Raw genomic sequence first — 21,900 nt, forward strand, 5'->3', positions numbered from 1 at the left:
CACTGACACCGTGAAGGAGAGAGCGTGATGAAGGCGATCGGATTCAACCGGCACCTGCCCATCGACCACGAGCAGGCGTTCGAGGCATACGAGCTGGCCGTGCCCGAACCGGGACCGACGGACCTGCGGGTGGCGGTCGAGGCCGTGTCGGTCAACCCGGTGGACACCAAGGTGCGCGGACCGCGCCACCCCGATCCGGATCACCCCGACAACCGGGCCGATCCGGCCCCGCGCGTGCTGGGTTTCGATGCCTGCGGCGTGGTCGACGCGGTGGGTGCCAAGGTCACGCGCTTTCGCCCCGGCGACGTGGTGTTCTACGCCGGCGATATCGGCCGGCCGGGCAGCAACGCCGAATTCCAGCTGGTCGATGAGGCGATCGTCGGTCACGCCCCGCGTGGCATCGAGCCGGCCGACGCCGCGGCCCTGCCGCTGACCGCACTCACCGCCTGGGAAACCCTGTTCGACCGGCTCGGGTTGTCGTCCGAAGGCGAGGATGCCGGCACCCCGGTGCTGCTGATCAACGGTGCCGGCGGGGTCGGCTCGATGGCGATCCAGCTGGCCCGCGTCGCCGGGCTCAAGGTGATCGCGACCGCCTCGCGGCCCGAGTCGCGCCAGTGGTGCCTCGATCTCGGCGCCGACGAGGTGGTCGATCATTTCGGCGATCTCCCGGCGCAGCTGGCCGAGCGGGGGATCGAGTCGATCCCGGCGATCGCCTGCTTCAACGACCTCGACCGACATTACCCCGCGATGGCGAAACTGGTCGCCCCGCAGGGCCGGCTGGCCAGCATCATCGGCAACAAGACGCCGCTGCCGTTCCACGAACTGCGCGACAAGAGCGTCGGGTTCTTCTGGGAGTACATGTTCACCCGTCCGCGGTTCGACACCCCGGACAAGGGGCGGCAGGGCGAGATCCTCGACACGGTGGCGCGCCTGCTCGAGGAGGGACGCCTGCGGACCACGCGGCACGAGGTGTTGGGAGCGATCAACGTCGACAACCTGCGTGCCGCGCACCGGGCGCTGGAGGGTGGGCACGTGATCGGCAAGCTCACCCTGGCCGGGTTCGACGGCTAGCGTGGCGCAGCCGGGGCGTTCCCGGTCGATCGTGAGGCACAAAAAAATCCCCCGGCTGGCCGGAGGATTTGTCGTCTGGGTTGTCCTCTTGACCGGCGCTTGCGCCGCTTACCCGGTGCGCGCGAGGTAATCCTGCATCAGGGCCTGCGTACGGGCGGTGATCAGGCGGGCCGGTTCGGCCATGGCCTGCTCCAGCGTGGTCGAACCGTCGCAGAGCGCCCGGGCGTCTGCCAAGCCGAAGGCGGTCAGTTCCACCTCGCTGCAGGCGATGCTGCCGGCGATCGCCATCACGGGCACGTCCAGTCGTCCGGCACGGCGCACCACCTCGGCGACCACCTTGCCGCGCGATGTCTGGCCGTCGATCTGCCCCTCGCCGGTGATGACCAGGTTGGACTCGGTGATGGCCGCGTCCAGGCCGATCAGCTCGGCGATGTAGGCGGCACCCATGCGGGCGGTGCCGCCCAGCACGCAATCCAGCGCGAAACCGAGCCCGCCGGCGGCCCCGGCGCCCGGGGTGTCCACCGGGCGCTCGAGGTGACCGGCGGTCTCGATGCAGCCGGCGAGCCGCTCGAGGTGACGATCCATCGCCTCGATCTCCGACTCGGCCAGACCCTTCTGCGGACCGAACACGGGGCTGGCCCCGTGCGGGCCGGTCAGCGGGTTGTCGACATCGTTGAGCACCGTGATCTCGACCTCCGCCAGGCGCGCGTCCAGCGCGGAGAAATCGACCCGTGCCAGGGCACGCAGCGCCGAGGGGTGCGCATCCAGTGCCTGTCCGTCGGCATCGAGAAAGCGCACACCCAGGGCGGCGAGCATGCCCGCGCCGCCGTCGACCGTGCCACTGCCGCCCAGGCCGATCAGCAGGTGACGCGCGCCGGCATCCATTGCCGAGCGCATCAGTTCACCCACGCCACGGCTGTCGAGCTGCCACGGATCGCGACGATCCGCGGGAACCAGGTCGAGCCCGCAGGCCGAGGCCACGTCGATCACCGCCCGCCGGTTGGCGGGATCGAAACCCCAGCCGGCGGTCAGGTGCGTGCCGGTCGGCCCATGGACGTCGGACAGGTGCCACTCCCAGCCCAGCGTGTGCGTGATCAGATCCGCGGTGCCCTCGCCGCCGTCGGCCATGGGCAGGGCGCGGATCTGCGCCCTAGGGCGGGCCGCGTGAACGCCGCGCGCCATGGCGGCTGCCACGGCGTCGGCTTCCAGGCTGCCCTTGAAGCTGTCCGGGCAGAGGACAACGTGCAGGTCGTCAGACAAGGATCAGCCCCAGGATGTAGATCGTGATCATGGCGCTGATGCCTTGCAGCAGGGTCGCCGTGGTGAAGGTCTTGTAGGCCGTGGAAACCTTCATGCGGCTGAACTGCGAGACCACCCAGAAGAAGCTGTCGTTGGCGTGCGAGACGGTCATCGCGCCGGCGCCGACGGCCATCACGGCCAGGACCATACCCATGTCCGAATCCAAGCCGAGGTCCGGCAGCAGCGGGGCGACCAGGGTGGAGGCGGTGACCAGCGCCACGGTCGACGAGCCCTGGGCGGACTTGAGCGCCGCGGCGATGATGAACGGCACGAACAGCCCCAGACCGAGGCCGGTCAGCATCGCACCGAGCTGGTCGCCCAGCGGGGTGGAGCGCAGCACGTTGCCAAAGGCCCCGCCGGCACCGGTGATCAGGATGATCGGTGCCGCAAGCAGGATGCCGTCGACGGTCATCTGGTGGAAGCGGTCCTTCTTCTCGCCGCCCTTGATCAGGCCGAGTGCGAACAGCACGCCCACAGCCAGCGCCACGACCGGCAGGCCGAGAAAGATGAAGGTGTTGGCGATAAGGCCCGGCTCGGCATCACGGGTGGCCAGGCTGGCGACCGAGCCCAGGCAGATCAGCGCGATCGGGGCGATGATCGGCATGAACGAGGCCAGGGTCGACGGCCGATGAGCCATGTCCGGTTCCGGCTCCTTGATTTCTTCGCCGACCGCTTCGCTGATCGGATCCGGCTCGAGCATCTCGGCTTCGTTGGCGGGGTCGGAGAAGCGGCTGGCCCACAGCGCGCCGACGATGGCGGTGACCGCGGCGACGAACAGGCCGACCAGGATTACCAGGCCGAGAGAATCGGCAATGCCGAGGTTGGCGGCCGCGGCGATCGGCCCCGGGGTCGGCGGCACAAAGTTATGGGTGGCGAACAGGCCGGTGGCCAGTGCCACACTCATGGCGACCACCGAGATGCCGGTCTTCTTCGCCATCGCGTTCTTGAGCGAGTTGAGGATCACGTAACCCGAGTCGCAGAACACCGGAATCGAGACGATGTAGCCGATCAGCGAGACGGTGAAGTTGGGGAAGCGATCGGACAGCAGGCGGATGATCGCCTCGGCCATCACGATGGCGGCCCCGGTGCGCTCCAGGATCACGCCGATGATCGTGCCCAGCGCGATGACGATGCCGATGTAACCCAGCGTGCTGCCAAAGCCGTCGTTGATGATGCCGATGGCCTCTTTCGGCGCGATACCGCCGGCCAGGGCCATGGCGAAGGCGGCCAGCAACAGGGCCAGGAAGGGGTGCATGCGCAGTTTCGCTGTCGCGAACACCAGCGCGATCACCACGATGATCAGGCTTGCGATAAGCATGGCGCTCAGTCTCCTTGATGGTTGATCCGTTCTTGTTTTCGGTCGTCGATCGACTCGTTTTTCTGCCGCACACCCCGCCGATGAGGTGTGACGACAAGGGCCGAGTGTAGACAGGCTTTTCGAGCGCCGCGATGACAGTTTGCCTATCGGGGGATTAAATACATTACATCGCTAACAGAGACGTGATGCATCGATCCGCATTTTGCATGAAAACGGCTGACTCGGCGACCAACCGAAAATCGCTATTCCGGATGACACAGTCGGGCGCGTGCGTCACGGAACGTGGGCTTGACACGGCGGAACGCACGCCTCGTGTTGCTTGCGGTGCCGGCCTCCACGTCACCCGATGCTGGCGGGAACTAATCCGGCTGGCCTGCGTCAGGTTGTGGGTGAGGGTATATCCGAGCCTTGTGGTTGGTTCTAGGCTCATGACTCTCTGACCGGCCATCTCCGGTCGCCGTCCTGTCGTGTCGATGGCCAACCCGATGTCGCAATTGCCCGGCCTGCCCGGAAAGAGGACGAATTGTCAGTGTTGACCAGATTCAGCATGTACCCCGATGCGCGCCGTCAAGTGGACAGGTGCTCGTGGCGCCGGCATCTATGTGCCGCGCTCTGCGTGGTGCTGGGCCTGCTGGCGGCGCCGAACGTGTTCGCGTTCAGCCTGGAGCAGGTCGACGCCGTCGCCCAAGCGCTTGCCGAGCGCGAACACGAGCCGGCTCCACCGATTCCTGAGGCACTGGGCAAGATCGATGCCGACACCTTCGGCCAGATCCGCTACAAGCGAGGTTCACGGCTGGACTGGACCGGCGCCCGGTTTTCCATTCAGCCGGTCTCGGCCGGGCATGTCTATCGACACCCGGTCGAGTTGTTCGAGGTTGTCGATGCTGAGGTGCAGCAGGTTGCGTTCACCAAATCGGACTTCGACTGGCCGAACGAGTCGTTTGCCCGCAAGGTGCCGGCCGATCTGGGTTTCGCGGGATTCGAGATCCGTTATCCCCTGCAACGCCCGGATGCGCCGGAGACGGTCGTTCGCTTCCTGGGCGGCGCGCTGTTCCGTGCGGTGGCCCATGACCAGGTGATGGGGGCTCATGCCCGGGGCCTGGCGATCGACACGGGCCTGCCTGCCGGCGAGGAATTCCCGGCATTCCGGCGATTCTGGCTGGTTCGTCCGGAGCCGGGCGCGCGCCGCATGACCCTGTACGCGTTGATGGACAGCAAGTCGCTGACCGGGGCGTACCGCTTCGTCATCGAGCCCGGAGCCGACCAGACGATCATCCGGGTAAAGGCTCGGCTGCATGCTCGACGGCCCGTCGACCGACTGGGCCTGGCGCCGATCTCGTCGATGTACTTCTACGGTCAGAACGAACGGCCGGACGATTCGCACTGGCGGCCGGCCGTGTTCAGTTCCAGCGGGCTGCTGATCCACGAGGGAGAGGGGGGCTGGTTGTACCGGCCGCTGCGAAACCCGCGCGAGTTGCGTTTGGACCAGTTTCCGGCCGACGGGGTGCGTGGCTTCGGTCTGATGCAGCGTGATACCCGCTTTGGCACGTTCGAGGACCCCGTGGGCCGTTTCGAGAAGCGTCCGTCCGTGTGGGTGACGCCTCAGGCGGGTTTCGGTGGCGGCACCCTCGACCTGGTGCAGCTGCCGGTAAACAGTGAACGGCACGAGAACCAGGTGGTCTTCTTCGAGCCGCATGAACCGCTGAAGCCGGGCGATCCGATCGGCGTCGCCTACGACGTGAGTTTCGGCCAGCGTGACGCGGTGGCCGAGGAGGTGGCCCAGGTGCGGGGTGTGCTCATTGGTGTCGAGGGCGCCGAGGAGCAGGGAGGGGAGCAGTCGGCTCCCGCGTATCGCGTCAACGTGGATTACACCGGCGGTGCGCTGTCGTCCCTGTCCGACAGTGCACCGGTGGTCGCCTCGATTTCCCGTGAACAGTCGGTTCGCGTGCTCGAGCAGTCCGTGGCGCCGTTGCCAGCCGGAGGCTGGCGCTTGTCGATGCTGCTGCAGCCGACGGGCGAGCAGCCGTTGAGGGTGCGTGCGTCCCTGGCGCTCGAGGGCAAGACCATTTCCGAAAGCTGGCAGGACACGCTGCCCGGCCAGGTCGGCCGCTATCTGGAGGAAGGAAAATGACCGAGGCTCGAGGTCCGCACGACGATACCCCCGTCATTGTTTGTCATGACGTGTGCGGGGCACTGCGTCGCTACGGACGCGCCGTGGCGCACGAGATCTCGCTGACCGGCCGGCCGGTAGAGGCCGGGGCGCTCGTCCCGACCCGCGCGGCGGCCGATGCGCGTTTGGACGACTCGCTTCGCCGGCTGGTCGAGGCGCCGCGTCGCAGCGGTCGACCGATCCATCGGGCCTCGCTCGGCTACGCCAGCACGGCTACCTCCGACAAAGGCCGGGACGAGTCGTGATCGACGCCTGGCGCCGGACGCTCTTTCTTCTGATGGTGCTTGCCCAGACGGCGGCGGGCACCTGGGGCATGATCTGGGTGCTGCCCTACCATGGCACGCGTCCCCTGGAAATCGCCATCCTCGCGACCTTCATTCCCCTGTACGCCTTCATCACGGCCGGCAGCTGGATGGCGATCTTCGGCTTCGTCATGCGTCGGGTCTCGGGTCGGGGGGACCGTCACGGTCTGATGCGTCGCTATGCGGATCGCTGGCCGCAGGCCCCGCTTGCACCGACCGCGGTGATCATGCCGGTCTACCACGAGGACGTCGACCGGGTATACCAGGGGCTGCGGGCCACCCTGGTCTCGCTGCTCGAGACCGGCGAGAGCGACCCGTTCGAGTTCTTCCTGCTCTCCGACAGTCGTGACCCGGAGATCTGGCTTGCCGAACAGGCGGCCTGGCGTTCGCTGGTGGCTGAGTTCGGGTTGGAGGGGCGGCTTCACTACCGCCGGCGACGCGTCAATCTCAAGGCGAAGACCGGCAATGTCTCCGATTTCCTGCGCCGGTGGGGGAGCGATTTCCGCTACTTCGTGGTGCTGGATGCCGACAGCGTCATGTCGGGAGAGGCCCTGACGACACTGGTCCGGCTGATGGAGTGCGACAGCCGCGTCGGCATGATCCAGACGGTGCCGCGACTGTTCAACGCCCGCTCGGCCTTCGCCCGGATGCAGCAGTTCGTCACCCACCTGTACGGGCCGCTGTTCACCGACGGTCTGGCGGCGCTCCAGCGATCGGAGGCGGTCTTCTGGGGGCACAACGCCATCATCCGCACCGAGCCGTTCATGCGGCACTGCGGTCTGCCCCGCATGCGCGGCGTGGGTCTCTGGCGCGGCGCGGTGTTGAGCCACGACTTCCTCGAGGCCTCCCTTATGCGCCGCGCCGGCTACCAGGTCTGGCTCGAGACCGGCATCCCGGGCAGCTTCGAGGAGTCGCCACCCTCGCTGGACGACGAGCTGATCCGGGACCGTCGCTGGTCCAAGGGCAATCTGCAGCATCTGCGTCATCTCCTGGCCGAGCCGGGGCTGCGGGTGGCCCATCGTTTCGCCCTGCTCAACGGGATTTTCGCTTATGTCGCCTCGCCGGTGTGGTTCCTGTTCCTGGTGTTCACCACGCTGGAGGTGGCCCGCTTCAAGCTTGGTGACATCGACTATTTCCCCGACCCGGACGCCTTGTATCCCGCCTGGCCGCAGTGGCATCCCGAATGGGCGTTGCTGCTGGTCACGAGCACGCTGGTGACGTTGTTCCTGCCCAAGGTCCTGGCGCTGCTGGAAGTGCTCGTCTTCGACCGGGAACGGCTGCGGGGATTCGGCAGCGCGCCGCGACTGCTGCAGGGATTCTTTCTGGAAAACCTCTTTTCGGTCCTGCTAGCGCCGGTGCGGATGCTGGCCCACAGTGTCTTCGTCGTCACCGCACTGTTGAACGTGACGGTGAGTTGGGCAGGGCAGAACCGGGGCAACGAGCTTTCCTGGCGCACGGCGATGGCCCGCCACGTGCCGGGAGCGGTGCTGTCGCTCGCCTGGACGGGAGGGGCGTATCTCATCGATCCCTACTTCTTCTACTGGACCCTGCCCATAACCGTGCCGCTGGTGCTGGCCGTGCCGGTCACGGTCGGCTTGTCCCGTTTCACGCTTGGCCAACGCTGGCGCCGCAAGGGGATCTGGTTGACGCCGCCGGAGGCGGGCCGTGACGACCCGGTACTGGAGCGTTTCCAGCCGGATGCCGTTTCGCCACGGCCGGGCGGGGAATCCGGCTGGCTGCTGTGGACGCTGCTCGACCCGACGCAATGGCGCCTGGCGGCGGCGCATGCGCCACGTCGCAGCGGGCTTGCACGACGGGCCACCCTGCGGGTGGCAGAAGACTGGATCGCCGCTGGCCCCCAGGGCGTGCCGAGCAAGCGTGCTGCCCGCGTGCTGGATGACGTCGAGGCAATGCGGCGCGTGCACGAACACGCCTGGCGCAGCGAGGTCACGGACCCGTGGGGTCGTCTGGCCGAGCGCTATGCCCGGCATGTCTGTACCGGGGCGGAGGCCGCAGTCGGAAGACCGGCGGTATCAACTGACAAATCAGGAGGGTATGCATCATGAGTGATCACTCGATCCATCGGCCGGGGCGACGGGCCTGGCTGCGCGGCCTGCTCGCCATGGGCGTGGCGGCTGGCAGCGCCCGGTCGCTTAGCGCCATGGCCTCGGAGGCCGTCGATGCCGAGACGGGGCTGGAGTTGGGAACGGCCGAGCCATTCTCTTTCGAGACGCTCATTCAGCGGGCGGAACAACTTGCCGCCGAGCCGTACGACCCGCCACCGCGCCCGGCTTCCGAGGCGATCCAGTCGATCAACTACGATGCCGCCGGGAAGATCCATTACCGCCGCGACATGGCGCTATGGCGTGACGGCCCATCGGTCTACCCGATCACGTTCCGGCCGCTGGGCGAGTACTTCCCCAAGCCGGTGGCCATGCACGTGGTCGCCGGCGACCAGGCGCGCCCGGTGCGCTACCGCCCCGATTATTTCGACATGCCATCCGACAGCCCGCTGCGAGCCGTGCCCGAGGGAACCTCGGGTATCGCGGGGTTCTGGGTGCACCGTTCCCGGCGGACACACGACTGGTTCGAGGAGGAGCCCTGGGCGACCTTCCAGGGGGCGTCCTACTTCCGTGCCGTCTCCGAGACGGGGCAGGTGGGGATGTCCGCTCGCGGTATCGCGGTCAACACGGCCGGCGAACAGGAAGAAGAATTCCCCGACTTCCGCGCTTTCTGGTTCGAGCCGGCGGCAAGCGAAGGGGAGCCGGTGGTGGTCCACGCGCTTCTCGACGGGCCGTCGGTAACCGGCGCGTACCGTATCGCCCTGCGCTCGCGTGGTGATACCGAGATAGAAGTCGAAAAGCACCTGTTCGTACGCAAGACCATCGACCAGCTCGGCATCGCGCCGCTGACATCGATGTACTGGTACACCGAGACGCCCAATGTGCACCTGCGGGGCTGGCGTCCCGAGGTGCATGATTCGGACACGCTTGCAATCTGGAATGGCGCCGGCGAGCGTCTGGCCCGTCCGCTGGTCAACCCGCCCTCCCATGGTTATTCGGCTTTCGCCGACCAAAATCCGCGTGGCTTCGGCCTGTTGCAGCGCGACCGGGACTTTAGTCATTACCTCGACGGTGTGGGCTACGAGAAACGCCCCTCCGTGTGGGTGGAGCCACTCGGTGACTGGGGTGAGGGTCAGGTGGCGCTGGTCGAACTGCCCACGAACGACGAGACCTTCGACAACATCGTCGCCTTCTGGCAACCGGCAGGGTCGCAATTGGCCGGCTCGGCGCTGACGTACCGCTACCGCCTCTACTGGAGTGAGGACGAGCCGTTCGACCCGGATCTTGCCCGAGCCGTCAGCTTGCGTGCTGGCCCGGGGGGCGATTTCGGCAAGCCCCGCATCGCGGACACGGTTCGGTTGGTGATTGGCTGGCAAGGGGCGCGGCTGGAGTCTGTCGATCCGGAGGAGGCCGAGTTTCGTGTCGAGGCGAGCCCGGTGGGTGAGATCAGCAACGTTAGGGTCCGGCAGGTGGCGGGGCACCCGGATCGCTGGCAGACGGAATTCGATCTGCACGTCACCGAGGATGCGCCGGTGGAACTGCGTGGCGAGTTGCGCGTTGACGACGAGCCGGTTGCCGAGTCCTGGCTGTACCAGTATCACCGACAGGCGTTTCGTGAGGTGATGCCGTAACGCTCGAGGTGTGCCGGGATGGTCCGCTGAAATTCAGCGCGACCGGGGGAGTGGTGGGCCCAACAGGACTCGAACCTGTGACCAAGCGATTATGAGTCGCCTGCTCTAACCAACTGAGCTATGGGCCCGTACGGCCGTGGTGGAAACCACGAAGGCCGGCAAAAAGCCGGCCTGGAAGGGGATTATTCCAACTTCGCGTCGATGAAGCTGCGCAGCTTTTCCGAACGGGACGGGTGGCGCAGCTTGCGTAGGGCCTTGGCCTCGATCTGACGGATACGCTCGCGGGTGACATCGAACTGCTTGCCGACTTCCTCGAGGGTGTGGTCGGTGTTCATGCCGATACCAAAGCGCATCATTAGCACCTTGGCCTCGCGCGGAGTCAGCGTCGAGAGGATCTCGCGCACGATCTCGGAGAGCGAGGCGTTGGTCGCCGAGTCCAGCGGCGATACCGCGCCCTGATCCTCGATGAAGTCGCCCAGGCTCGAATCGTCGTCCTCGCCGATCGGCGTCTCCATGGAGATCGGCTCCTTGGAGATCTTCATCACCCGGCGGACCTTGTCCTCGGGCAGGTCCATGCGCTCGGCCAGCTCCTCGGGGGTGGCCTCGCGGCCCATCTCCTGGAGCATCTGCCGGGAGATGCGGTTCAACTTGTTGATCGTCTCGATCATGTGCACCGGGATGCGGATCGTGCGTGCCTGGTCGGCGATCGAGCGGGTGATCGCCTGGCGAATCCACCAGGTGGCGTAGGTCGAGAACTTGTAGCCGCGGCGGTATTCGAACTTGTCGACCGCCTTCATCAGGCCGATGTTGCCTTCCTGGATCAGGTCGAGGAACTGCAGGCCACGGTTGGTGTACTTCTTGGCGATCGAGATGACCAGGCGCAGGTTGGCCTCGATCATCTCCTTCTTCGCGCGGCGGGCCTTGGCCTCGCCGAGGGTCACCTGGCGGTTGACCTCGCGGATGCCGGAAACGGGCAGCTGGCTGTCGCGTTCGACCGTTGCCAGACGCTTGGCCAGGCGCTCGATTTCCGGCTGCACGGCGGCGAACTTCGCCGTCGGCTTGCCCTTGGTGACCTCGGCGATCCAGTCATTGCTGGTCTCGTGGCCGCGGAAGGCGTGGATGAAGGTCTCGCGCTTGATGCCGCCCTTCTCGACGGCCTGCTGCATGATCTGCTTTTCCAACAGGCGTACGCGGGCGATGGCGTCACGGACCTGCTTGACCAGCTTCTCGTTGAAGTTCGGGTTGAGCTTCAGGGTGATCAGCTGGTCGGCGATCTGGTCGGTCAGCGCCTTGATCTTGGCCGCGTCGGTCTTGGCCTTGCGGCTCTTGGTGGCGACGGCGTGACGCTGCTCGTGCAGGTCCTTGAGCTCCATGATCACCGTGCGCACGGCCTCGACGTCGATGCCGGTGTCCTTTTCCTCTTCGTCGTCGTCCGAGTCGTCGTTCTTGTTGCCGCCCGGCGTCGGGATCTCGTCGGTGAGCACGTGGAAGCCCACCACCACGTCGGCGAGCTTGATCTCCTCGGCCTCGACGCGAGCGTACTGGGCGAGCAGGGTGTCCAGGGTCGGCGGGAAGGCAGCCATCGCGATGGTGACTTCGCGCAGGCCTTCCTCGATGCGCTTGGCGATCTCGATCTCGCCTTCGCGGTTGAGCAGGTCGACCGTGCCCATTTCGCGCATGTACATCCGCACCGGATCGGTGGTGCGACCGAATTCGGCGTCCACCTGCGAGGCGAGGACGGCGACGGCTTCTTCGGTGGCCTCGTCATCGTTCGATACGCGCTGTTCGTCCGACAGGCCCAGGTCGTCCTTGTCCGGCGGCGCCTCGGAAACCTGAATGCCCATGTCCTGGATCATGCCGATGATCACTTCGATCTGTTCGGCATCGACCAGCGACTCGGGCAGATGGTCATTGATCTCGGCGTACGTCAGGTAACCCTGCTCGTTGCCCAGGGCGATCAACTGCTTGATGCTGGTTTGTTGGTCTTGCTGCATCGGCGTGGAACCTGCTCCGGCAATTCGATGAAAACGTCTGAAAGTCGCGCCGCGGGAGTGCAGGCGCCGAGCGCGCCGCGCACGGTTGTCGAGCGGGCCGCGTCAGTGGATTGTTGCGGCGCGAGGAGACGTTTGGGCCTCGCGCGGGATGACCCGAAGAGCCGGTCGATTGGACGGGCTGACGATTCGGGCGTTCCCGATGGGGAACACGAAATTATACCGCTTTTCGGGCATTTCGTCCATGTCGCGGTCAGTCCCTCGGGGGGCGGCCGCCGGCCAGATTGGCTCGCTGCTGCCGCTTCTTCTCCGCGAGTGCCTCGCGTTGACGTCGCTTCTCCAGGATGTCACCCAACATGTTGGCGGCGATTTCGGCGTTTTCAATGCCGACGAGGTTCTGCGCCTCGGCGGCCTGACGATCCTCTGCGGTCAGGCTGTCGTCGAGCAGACGCTGGATCACGGCCGGCGGTTGGCCTCCATGCCAGACCTCCGCGGGGCGCAGGCGGTCGGTCAGGCGGGGGTGGGTCAATGCCAGACGGAGAATGGCGAGGTCCTCCGAGCGCGCCGGCGGCGGGCGCTTGGCGGCGGTCGGCCCCGTGGCCTGGTTCTCTTCCCGGAAGGGACGGCCGAACAGGCCGTGGTGGCGGTCGACCTGGCGCGCGGTCAGTCGCTTGAGGCTGCCCTGCGGCATGCGCTCGATCAGTTGGTGCGCCTGCTTGTTCTTGCGCGCCCGCGCGGCGGTGTCATCACCGGGGGTGGCTTCGTCGAGGTGCAGGGTCAAAAAGCGGTCGAAGCCCATCGATTCCTGCTCGATGAAGCGATTGAAGCCCGGCTGGCCATGGGTGCGCACGAAGCTGTCGGGGTCCTCTCCCTCGGGCAGGAAGGCGAAACGCAGATCGCGGCCGTCCTGCATCAGGGGCAGGGCGACCGAGAGCGCCTTGACCGCGGCGCGCCGACCGGCGGCATCGCCGTCGAAGCAGAACACGATCCGCTCGGTCTGCCGATAGAGCAGATCGAGCTGCTCGGCGGTTGTCGCCGTGCCGAGCGTGGCGACCGCATGATGGACGCCGTTCTGCGCCAGCAGGATCACGTCCATGTAGCCCTCGACCACGATCAGCTGGTCGGGGCGCTGGTCGACCTGGCGCGATTCGTACAGCCCGTAGACGCCGAAGCCCTTGTGGAACAGCTCGGTCTCGGGCGAGTTGAGGTACTTGGGCTCGCCCGCCCCGATCACCCGACCGCCGAAACCGATCACGTGCCCGCGCGGGTCACGGATCGGGAAGATCACCCGGTCGCGGAACCGGTCGTAGCGGTCGCCGTTGTCGCGCTGTATGAGGAGGCCCGTGGCCACCAGCTCGTCGGGCCGTGCCCGTCCGCCCAGTGCCAACTCAAGGTGGTTGCCGGGCGGGGCGAAGCCCAGCGCGAAGCGGGCAGCCGTCTCGCCGGTCAGGCCGCGCAGCTTGAGGAAGTCGATCGCCTCGCTCGATGAGCGCAGGTTGCCGCGAAACCAGTCGCTGGCCATGGCCGTGACCTGACGCAGCCGGCCGATCCGGTCGAGTTTCTCCTGGTCGCCCTTCTCGCGCGGGATCTCGAGGCCCAGCCGGCCGGCGAGGTGCTCGATCGCGGTGGGGAAGTCGAGGTGGTCGAATTCCATCAGGAAGCCCACTACGTTGCCGTGCGCCCCGCAGCCGAAGCAGTGATAGAACTGCTTGTCCGGCGTGACGTAGAACGACGGCGTCTTTTCCTGGTGGAACGGGCAGCAGGCGGCGAACTCCTTGCCCTTCTTCTTCAGCGGCACGCGCGCGCCGATTACCTCGACGATATCCGAGCGACCGACCACTTCCTCGACGAATGCCTCCGGGATCCGACTCATCGATGCCTCCGGGGGTGCTCCATCTCGCCGTGAACGCCGGATTCGGTGCCGATGATTTTGCGGCACGCCGACACGACAAGACCGGTCACCCCGGGGAGGGTGACCGGTCCCGGTTTGGCGACGGTTCGAGCATTGCCCGATCCGTGCATGGCCTTACGCCGCGTTGTCGAGCAGGTCGAGCAGGTCGCCGATTTCCATCGCCTTCGGCTTGACCAGCCAGAACTTCTGCAGGTAGGCGTCGAAGTCCGCGAGGATCTCGTGGGCACGCGCGCTGTCGGTGCGGCGGGCGTGCTCTTCGAGGATCGAGCGCAGGTGCTGGCGATGCGGCTCGAGTTCGGCGGCCTGCAGGCGGTGGATGTCGACCAGCTCGTGGTTGTAGCGATCGACGAAATCCTTGGCCTCGTCGAGCACGTAGGCGAAGCCGCCGGTCATGCCCGCGCCGAAGTTGATGCCGGTCGAGCCGAGGATGGTCACCACGCCACCGGTCATGTACTCGCAGCCGTGGTCGCCACAGCCCTCGATCACCGCCTGGGCACCCGAGTTGCGCACGGCGAAGCGCTCACCAGCCTGGCCGGCGGCGTACAGCTTGCCGTTGGTCGCGCCGTACAGGCAGGTGTTGCCGATGATCGGGGTTTCCGAAGAGTCGAAGGTGCTGCCCTTGGGCGGGTAGATGACGATCTCGCCTCCGGCCATGCCCTTGCCGACGTAGTCGTTGGCATCGCCCTCGAGCTCGAGGTGCAGGCCGCCGGCGTTGAACACGCCGAAGCTCTGCCCGGCAATGCCGGTGAAGCGCAGCTTGATCGGGTGGTCGGCCATGCCCTGGTTGCCATGGCGGCGGGCGATCTCGCCCGAGACCCGCGCAGCGATCGAGCGATCGGTGTTGCGGATCGGGTAGCTGTACTCACCGCCGGTCATGCCCTCGATCGCGGGCATGACGTCCTTGACGATCTTCTCGGCCAGCAGGCCCTTGTCGTGCGGGTCGTTGTGCGGCGCGACGCAGCAGTTGGGCGCATCCGAGACCATCCCGGCATCCGAGAGGATCTTGGAGAGATCCAGGTGGCGTTGCTTGTCGGTGGCCGGCTCGCGCGGTTCGAACAGGTCGGTCCGCCCGATCAGCTCCTCGATCGAGCGCACGCCCACGCTCGCCATCAGGTGGCGCGCCTCTTCGGCGATAAAGCGGAAGTAGTTGACCAGCTTGTCGACCTCCCCCTTGAAGTGCTCCAGGCGCAGCACCTTGTTCTGGGTGGCGACGCCGGTGGCGCAGTTGTTCAGGTGACAGATGCGCAGGAACTTGCAGCCGATGGCAATCATCGGGCCGGTGCCGAAGCCGAAGCTTTCCGCGCCCAGGATGGCGGCCTTGACCACGTCCAGACCGGTCTTGAGGCCACCGTCGGTCTGCAGGCGGACCTTGTCGCGCAGGTCGTTGGCGCGCAGGGTCTGGTGCGCCTCGGTCAGGCCGAGCTCCCAGGGACTGCCGGCGTACTTGACGGAAGTCAGTGGGCTCGCGCCGGTGCCGCCGTCGTAGCCGGAGATGGTGATGAGATCGGCGTAGGCCTTGGCCACGCCGGCGGCGACGGTGCCCACGCCCGGCTCGGAGACCAGCTTGACCGAGACCAGCGCCTGCGGGTTGGTCTGCTTGAGGTCGAAGATCAGCTGCGCGAGATCCTCGATCGAGTAGATGTCGTGGTGCGGCGGCGGCGAGATCAGCGCCACGCCGGGACGGGCATAACGCAGCTTGCCGATGAACTCGTCGACCTTGTGGCCCGGCAACTGGCCGCCTTCGCCGGGCTTGGCGCCCTGGGCGATCTTGATCTGCAGCACCTCGGCGTTGACCAGGTAGTGCGGAGTGACGCCGAAGCGTCCTGAGGCGATCTGCTTGATCTTGCTCATCTTCGGCGTGTTGAAACGCGCCGGGTCTTCGCCACCCTCACCGGAGTTCGAGCGTGCGCCCAGGCGGTTCATCGCCTCGGCGATGGTTTCGTGCGCCTCCGGGGAGAGCGCGCCCAGGCTCATGCCGGCCGAGTCGAAGCGCGAGACGATCGATTCGATCGGCTCGACCTCGTCCAGCGGGATCGGCGAGACATTCTCCTTGAGATGGAACATGTCGCGGAAGGCCGCCACCGGGCGCTCGTTGACGTGGGCGGCGTATTCCTCCCAGGCTTGGTAGTCGTCTTCCTTGACCGCCTTCTGCAGCGTCTGGACCACGTCCGGGTTGTAGGCGTGGTACTCGCCGCCGTCGATGTACTTCAAGAGACCGCCCTGGCGCGGCAGCTTGCGCTTGGTGAAGGCCTCCTTGATCAGGATCTTCTGGTCGGCCTCCAGATCCACGAAGCTCGCACCGGCCACGCGGCTGGTGGTGTCCTTGAAGCACAGGTCGACGACCTCGTCGGCCAGGCCGATGATCTCGAATAGCTGGGCGCCGCGATAGCTCGCGACCGAAGAGATGCCCATCTTCGACAGGATCTTCTTCAGGCCCTTGTTGATGCCCTTGACGTAGTTGCCGGCCAGCTTGTCGGCCTGCTTGACGTCGATCTGGTTGCGACGACGCATGTCGTTGATCGACTCGAAGGCGAGATACGGGAACACCGCGGTCGCGCCGTAGCCGATCAGCACAGCACTGTGGTGCGAATCACGGGCGGTGGCGGTCTCGACGACGATGTTCGCGTCGGTGCGCAGGCCCTCGCGGATCAAGCGGTGATGTACCGCGCCGGTGGCCAGCAGGGCGTGGACCGGCAGGTGGTCGGCGGCGATGTTCCGGTCGGAGAGGACCAGCACGGTGTGCTCGCCCTTGATGGCGGCAACGGCCTCGTCGGTGATGCGACGGACGGCCGCCTCCAGGCCCTCGCTTGGCTCGTAGTTGAGCTCGATGCGTTGCGAGGAGAATTCCTTGTCGGCCAGTTTGGTCAGGGCCTCGAAGCGAGCCGGTGTCAGGATCGGGCTTTCCAGCTGCACGCGATGGGCGTGCTCGGGGGTCTCCTCGAAGACGTTGCGCTCGCGGCCGATCAGGGTCTCCAGCGACATGACCACCGCCTCGCGCAGCGGGTCGATCGGTGGGTTGGTCACCTGGGCGAACTGCTGGCGGAAGTAGTCGAACAGCGAGCGCTGGGTCTGCGAGAGCACGGCCATCGGCGTGTCGTCGCCCATCGAGCCGATCGCCTCCTGGCCGTTCTCGGCCAGCACGCGGATGATCTGGTCGCGCTCCTCGAAGGAGAGCAGGAAGGCCTTCTCGTAGGTGCGTACCGTGTCGGCGTCCATCGGCTCTCGGGACAGGACTTCCTCGTCGGTGACCGAGTTCTTCAGGCGGACGGACTGCTCGCGTAGCCACTGGCGGTACGGCTTGCGGGTCTTGAGTTGGCCGTCGATGTCCGGCGGCAGCAGCAGCTTGCCCTCGGCGGTGTCGACCGCAACCATCTGGCCCGGGCGTACGCGACCCTTCTGCACCACGTCTGCCGGATCGTAGTCCCACACGCCGATTTCGGAGGCGAGCGTAATGTGGCGGTCCTTGGTGATCACCCAGCGGGCCGGGCGCAGGCCGTTTCGGTCCATGGCGCAGGCGACGAAGCGGCCGTCGGTCATGACGATGCCGGCCGGGCCGTCCCACGGCTCCATGTGCAGGGAGTTGAATTCGTAGAAGGCGCGCAGGTCTGCGTCCATGTGCTCGACGTTCTGCCAGGCCGGCGGCACGATCAGGCGCATGGCGTGGATCATGTCCAGCCCGCCGGTGATCAGCACCTCGAGCATGTTGTCCATCGATGACGAATCCGAGCCGGTGGTGTTGACCAGCGGCTGGATGCGGTTCATGTCCGGGATCAGCGGCGAGGAGAACTTGGCCGCCCGGGCCAGTGCCCAGTTGCGGTTGCCGCGGATGGTGTTGATCTCGCCGTTGTGTGCCAGGTAGCGGAACGGCTGGGCAAGCTTCCATTCGGGGAAGGTGTTGGTCGAGAAACGTTGGTGGAAGACCGCCTGCGAGGACTCGAGCGCCGGGTCGTTGAGATCCTTGTAAAAGCGCGGCAGGTCCTCGGGCATCAACAGGCCCTTGTAGGAGATGACCTGGCTGGCCAATGAGGGGATGTAGAAGTCCGGATCGTCGTGGATCAGGTTCTCGGCATCGCGGCGGGCGACGAACAGGGCGGCATTGAATTGCCGCTCGTCCATGCCCTCGGCCGGGGTGATGAACAGGTGTTCGATCTCCGGGCGTTTCTCGGCCGACATCTCACCCAGGACCGACGGGTCGGTCGGCACGGTGCGCCAGCCGGCGAGATTCAATCCCTGCTCGGCGATCGCGCCGATCAATGCCTCGCGGGCCCGCTCGCGCTTGGTCTCGTCGCGGGAGAAGAACACCACGCCGACGGCGTAGATGTCGGGCAGGTCGATGCCCTGAGCGTTTGCCGCCTTGCGGAAGAAGCCGTCGGGCTTTTTCAGCAACAGGCCGCAGCCATCGCCCGACTTGCCGTCGGCGGAAATGCCGCCGCGGTGGGTCATGCGAGCCAGCGCACCGATCGCGGTCGATACCAGGCCGTGGCTGGCTTGGTCGTCCATGTGGGCGATCAGGCCGAAGCCGCAGTTCTCTTTCTCGAAACTCGGGTGGTACAGACCTTGGGTGGGGGCTTGGCTCATGAGTTGCGCAACCTCTTGGATTCTTCCGGCTTGCCGGGCGAGCGACGCTCATCCCGCCCTCGGCTTGGCGGCCCGGCCGTCTCGTCGGCGCGCTCTGACAGCGCGCGGACAGCCCAGGTGCCGACCGTGGTTCGATGTGCGCCCGTATCCGGGGGATTTGGGCAAAATGGGCCGGAATTTTACCGGCCCGGGGGGAATCAGGCAAATCGACACACCGGCGCGTCACCGCCGTGGGGCAGGCGGATGATGTGCCGGAGTCGGGTGGGGCGCGGATTGCCTGGCGGCAGCGCCTCGAGGCCCCTTAATCCGCGGCGTCGACGAGCCGGTCCTGAATCGCGCCCACCGAGCGCGGATAGGGCTCGAGCTCGCGCAGCGCGTTCGGCAGGGAGTCGATCGCGTGCTCGGCTCGTTCGGCCGAGGCGAAGTCGCCGAAGGTTACCGTGTAGAGGAGCTTGCCGTTGATGCTCTGGGTGTAGATGCGCCACTGATCACGCGGCTGCTCGTCGGTCACGAAGCGATCGATCATCGCCTCGGCGCCGTCGAGATTACCAAAGGCGGCCAACTGGATGGCGGCCCGGGCGCGCGGTTGATCGCGGAACCAGGCGTTGTCGACGTCCGCCGGTGGCGTGGACGCGGCGGTGCCCTGGGCGTCTTCCGTGACAGGAGCCGTCGCGGCATCGGCCTCTTGTTCGGCCACCTCGGCGTTGGACGTCTGGCCGCCGTCGGTCGACTCGGCGGCATTTCTGTCGGCCGCGGTTTCATCCGAAGCCTCGGCGGTGGCAGACGCGCTGCCCTCGTCGGCGCGTTCCTCCGGGAACGGGACGTGCGGCGGCAGGCCGTGGTCGGGCAGCGCGGCGGTTTCCGTCTCGCTGTTGGCCCCTTCTTCGGTCGGGGCCTCTGCGGCACTCGGGGCCTCGCTGTCCGTCTCTTCGTTAGCCGCTTGCTCCTCGGTATTCGCGGTGTCGGACGACGTTGATTCGTCGGATTGCTCGCTCGACTCATCCAGCGCGATCGTGCTCTCGGTGGTCGATTGCGTGGGGTCGTCTGACCGGCCGAGCAGGGCGAAGACGCCAATGGCGACGACGGCGAGGCTGATGACCGCGGCGATCAGCAGGGTCGGGCTGGCCCACAGCGGGCGACTTGCCGATGCCGGCCGGGGAGACGGGTTGCCAGCCGACGGGGCCGAGGGGGGCGTCGTGGCGGCGGCCGCGGAGGTCGTGGTATCCGCGTTGCTATTGGCGGTGCCCGCGGCGGCGGTGGGCGCCGCGGCAGCCGCTTGGGTGGTGCCGAGCAACTGGGCGCAGTGCAGGTCGGCGACCAGCCCGGCCAGCGGTTGAGCGGTTTCTGCCTGTTCACAGAGACCGGCGGCACCAACCAGGAGGAAGAGGATGCGTTCGCGTGCGAGCTCGTGCGACTGGGTGATCAGGTCGAACAGGGCATCGGCAGCGCTCGATGCCAGCCAGTGATCGGCGTTTTCCACCACGATCAGGAGTCGCTCTTGCCCCTCGAGCGCGGCCGTGGCGGCGTTGATCAGCTGGTCGATCGTCTCGATGCCGGCGGACAGTTGCAGCAGGGTGCTCAACTGGTCGATCAGCGCGGCCGACCCGTTGCCGCTGTCGGCGCGCAACACCACCGGACGGACCTGGCGGGGCAGTTTCTGTCCTATCAGCTTGACGAAGGCGCGACGCTCGGCGGCCGAGTCCCCCTCAACGACCATGAACCGGTCGGAATACTTGGCGTACTGGACGATTCGTTCGGCCTGTTCCAGGGCGTGTTCCGTCGCTTCGGTCATGGCAGCATCCTTCGTTGCTTAAATCGGTGGTTAATGAGTGTTCAGTCGGTGGCCCGCATGGCCTCGATGGTGGCCCGAATGTCCTCGTCTGCCACCCGGTCCACCAGGCGTGCCTGGCCGAGCCGGCCCAGCAGGACGAGTCGCAGGCGCCCATCCTCGACCTTCTTGTCACTATCCATCAACTCGCGCAGGCGGTCGGTGGATAGGGCGGCCGGGGCCCGGGTGGGTAGACCGGCCGACTCGACCAAGGTTTCGATGCGCCGGACCGTGGGCGTATCGATCAGGCCAAGGCGGTGGGACAGGTCGGCGGCCATGCACATCCCCGCGCCGACCGCCTCGCCGTGCAACCAGCGGCCGTACCCCATGCCGGCCTCGATGGCGTGGCCGAAGGTGTGGCCCAGGTTGAGCAGGGCGCGAATGCCGCCTTCTCGCTCGTCCTGGCGCACGATCTCGGCCTTGATCAGGCACGACTGCCGGATCGCTTCGGTGAGTGCGGCGCGGTCTCGCTGGCGCAGCGCGTCGATGTTTGCCTCGATCCAGTCGAGGAAATCCTCGTCCCAGAGCAGCCCGTATTTGATCACCTCGGCCAGCCCGGCCGAGAGCTCGCGGTCGGGCAGGGTGTCGAGGCTGGCGGTGTCGGCCAGCACGCAGCGCGGCTGATAGAACGCGCCGATCATGTTCTTGCCGCGCGGGTGGTTGACCCCGGTCTTGCCGCCCACCGAGCTGTCGACCTGGGCAAGCAGGGTGGTCGGCACCTGGATGAAGGGCACGCCGCGCTGAAAACTCGCTGCGGCAAAACCGGTGATATCGCCGATCACCCCGCCGCCCAGGGCGATCAAAGTGGTCTTGCGATCCACCTGCTTTTCCATCAGGAAGTCGTAGATGCGCTCGAGCGTCTCGAGGTTCTTGTATTGCTCGCCGTCGGGCAGGGCGATCATCTCGACACGCTTGTCAGCGGCCTCCAGTGCCTGCGTCAATCGCTCGGCATATAGAGGCGCGACGGTGGTGTTGCTGACGATCACGGCCCGCGAGGAGGGCACGAACCGGGCGATCTGGTCGCCATCGATCAGTCCGGCGCCGATGAAGATCGGGTAGCTGCGCTCACCCAAATCCACGTTGACCGTGGTGGGCTGCGAGATGTGAGCGGCGGGATCGTGCATGATCGGTGCCCTGTCGGCTGCGGTTCGTCAGAAATCGACGGCCCCGTGGGGCCGCCTTCCAAAGTCTACATCAACCCGTCGGGTTGTCGTCGGCGTCGAGCCCACTCTGCCGGCTTGCGGCAAGGATGCGGTCGGCCATCGCGCGCGGGGTCTGGCCGCCGGTTTCCAGCACCAGGTGGGCCGTTTCCCGGTAGAGCGGATCGCGCTCGTCCATCAGTCGCCGCAGTGTCGCCCGTCGGTCGCTGTTTTGCAGCAGCGGTCGTTGGGTGTCGTGCTGGGTGCGTTCGAACTGGCGTTCGACCGAGGTGTATAGATAGACGACCAGGCCGTTTTCCCGCAGGAGTTTCCGGTTGTCCTCACGCAGCACCGCCCCGCCACCGGTGGCCAGCACCATGCCCTTGCCCGCGGTCAGGTTGGCGAGCATGTCGTGCTCACGCTCCCGGAAGCCCTTTTCGCCCTCGATGTCGAAGATCAGCGGGATGCTCGCGCCGGTGCGCTTCTCGATTTCGCGGTCGGAATCGTGAAACTGCCAGCCGAGGCGGTTGGCCAGGATCCGGCCGATGGTGGTCTTTCCGGCCCCCATTGGGCCGATCAGGATGATATTGCGCATGTG

13 protein-coding genes and 1 tRNA gene are annotated in these 21,900 nt (G+C 66.6%); 5 read left to right on the forward strand and 9 right to left on the reverse strand.

Going from position 1 to position 21,900, the window contains the following annotated elements; genetic code table 11:
- Positions 1-27 precede the first annotated feature (27 nt).
- Positions 28-1,071, forward strand: coding sequence for a zinc-binding alcohol dehydrogenase family protein (locus tag VWP12_RS04405; protein WP_410474779.1), 1,044 nt, complete (start codon positions 28-30; stop codon positions 1,069-1,071).
- Positions 1,072-1,179: 108 nt separating this feature from the next.
- Here VWP12_RS04405 and VWP12_RS04410 read toward each other — a convergent pair whose 3' ends face one another.
- On the reverse strand, positions 1,180-2,319 hold the full coding sequence (locus VWP12_RS04410; RefSeq protein ID WP_410474941.1) for a glycerate kinase: 1,140 nt from the start codon (positions 2,317-2,319) through the stop codon (positions 1,180-1,182).
- A gap of 4 nt (positions 2,320-2,323) precedes the next feature.
- Entirely contained in the window at positions 2,324-3,688 is a 1,365-nt protein-coding gene (locus VWP12_RS04415; protein WP_410474780.1) for a GntP family permease, read from the reverse strand.
- A gap of 532 nt (positions 3,689-4,220) precedes the next feature.
- On the opposite strand from VWP12_RS04415, the gene VWP12_RS04420 reads away from it, so the two are divergent.
- Genes VWP12_RS04420 through VWP12_RS04435 form a run of 4 tightly spaced genes read left to right on the forward strand, consistent with a single transcriptional unit; the run spans position 4,221 to position 9,854 of the window.
- Positions 4,221-5,819: a glucan biosynthesis protein gene (locus VWP12_RS04420; protein WP_410474781.1), complete on the forward strand. Its 1,599-nt coding sequence runs from the start codon at positions 4,221-4,223 to the stop codon at positions 5,817-5,819.
- Positions 5,816-6,103, forward strand: coding sequence for a hypothetical protein (locus tag VWP12_RS04425; protein ID WP_125199529.1), 288 nt, complete (start codon positions 5,816-5,818; stop codon positions 6,101-6,103). The genes VWP12_RS04420 and VWP12_RS04425 overlap by 4 nt, the downstream gene beginning before the upstream one ends.
- On the forward strand, positions 6,100-8,226 hold the full coding sequence (gene mdoH, locus VWP12_RS04430; RefSeq protein ID WP_410474782.1) for a glucans biosynthesis glucosyltransferase MdoH: 2,127 nt from the start codon (positions 6,100-6,102) through the stop codon (positions 8,224-8,226). Before VWP12_RS04425 ends, mdoH begins: the two co-directional genes overlap by 4 nt.
- A complete protein-coding gene (locus VWP12_RS04435) occupies positions 8,223-9,854 on the forward strand; it encodes a glucan biosynthesis protein (RefSeq protein WP_410474783.1) in 1,632 nt (543 codons plus the stop codon). Before mdoH ends, VWP12_RS04435 begins: the two co-directional genes overlap by 4 nt.
- 51 nt (positions 9,855-9,905) lie before the next feature.
- Here VWP12_RS04435 and VWP12_RS04440 read toward each other — a convergent pair.
- The 7 genes from VWP12_RS04440 to aroK form a co-directional block, all read right to left on the reverse strand.
- Positions 9,906-9,982, reverse strand: a tRNA-Ile gene (locus tag VWP12_RS04440).
- 54 nt (positions 9,983-10,036) lie between these two features.
- The gene (rpoD, locus tag VWP12_RS04445) at positions 10,037-11,848 is read right to left on the reverse strand and encodes an RNA polymerase sigma factor RpoD (protein WP_410474784.1); all 1,812 of its coding nucleotides are present in this window, start codon (positions 11,846-11,848) and stop codon (positions 10,037-10,039) included.
- A 250-nt stretch (positions 11,849-12,098) separates the two neighbouring features.
- Positions 12,099-13,718 (reverse strand): DNA primase, encoded by a 1,620-nt coding sequence (dnaG, locus tag VWP12_RS04450; RefSeq protein WP_410474785.1) that lies wholly within the window; start codon positions 13,716-13,718, stop codon positions 12,099-12,101.
- A 153-nt stretch (positions 13,719-13,871) separates the two neighbouring features.
- On the reverse strand, positions 13,872-18,335 hold the full coding sequence (gltB, locus tag VWP12_RS04455) for a glutamate synthase large subunit (protein WP_410474786.1): 4,464 nt from the start codon (positions 18,333-18,335) through the stop codon (positions 13,872-13,874).
- Between the two features lie 301 nt (positions 18,336-18,636).
- On the reverse strand, positions 18,637-20,127 hold the full coding sequence (locus VWP12_RS04460) for an SPOR domain-containing protein (protein WP_410474787.1): 1,491 nt from the start codon (positions 20,125-20,127) through the stop codon (positions 18,637-18,639).
- Positions 20,128-20,168: 41 nt separating this feature from the next.
- Positions 20,169-21,287 (reverse strand): 3-dehydroquinate synthase, encoded by a 1,119-nt coding sequence (aroB, locus tag VWP12_RS04465; protein ID WP_125199549.1) that lies wholly within the window; start codon positions 21,285-21,287, stop codon positions 20,169-20,171.
- Positions 21,288-21,357: 70 nt separating this feature from the next.
- Entirely contained in the window at positions 21,358-21,897 is a 540-nt protein-coding gene (gene aroK / locus VWP12_RS04470; protein ID WP_125199550.1) for a shikimate kinase AroK, read from the reverse strand.
- Positions 21,898-21,900: the final 3 nt, after the last annotated feature.

The sequence above is a fragment of the Guyparkeria sp. TX1 genome, assembly GCF_046523965.1.
GTDB lineage: Bacteria > Pseudomonadota > Gammaproteobacteria > Halothiobacillales > Halothiobacillaceae > Guyparkeria.

Coding starts and splice junctions, on each gene's coding strand:
- VWP12_RS04405 (WP_410474779.1), top strand. CDS start 28: ATGAAGGCGATCGGATTCAACCGGCACCTGCCCATCGACCACGAGCAG.
- VWP12_RS04415 (WP_410474780.1), bottom strand. CDS start 3,688: ATGCTTATCGCAAGCCTGATCATCGTGGTGATCGCGCTGGTGTTCGCG.
- VWP12_RS04425 (WP_125199529.1), top strand. CDS start 5,816: ATGACCGAGGCTCGAGGTCCGCACGACGATACCCCCGTCATTGTTTGT.
- VWP12_RS04435 (WP_410474783.1), top strand. CDS start 8,223: ATGAGTGATCACTCGATCCATCGGCCGGGGCGACGGGCCTGGCTGCGC.
- rpoD (WP_410474784.1), bottom strand. CDS start 11,848: ATGCAGCAAGACCAACAAACCAGCATCAAGCAGTTGATCGCCCTGGGC.
- dnaG (WP_410474785.1), bottom strand. CDS start 13,718: ATGAGTCGGATCCCGGAGGCATTCGTCGAGGAAGTGGTCGGTCGCTCG.
- gltB (WP_410474786.1), bottom strand. CDS start 18,335: ATGAGCCAAGCCCCCACCCAAGGTCTGTACCACCCGAGTTTCGAGAAA.
- VWP12_RS04460 (WP_410474787.1), bottom strand. CDS start 20,127: ATGACCGAAGCGACGGAACACGCCCTGGAACAGGCCGAACGAATCGTC.
- aroB (WP_125199549.1), bottom strand. CDS start 21,287: ATGCACGATCCCGCCGCTCACATCTCGCAGCCCACCACGGTCAACGTG.
- aroK (WP_125199550.1), bottom strand. CDS start 21,897: ATGCGCAATATCATCCTGATCGGCCCAATGGGGGCCGGAAAGACCACC.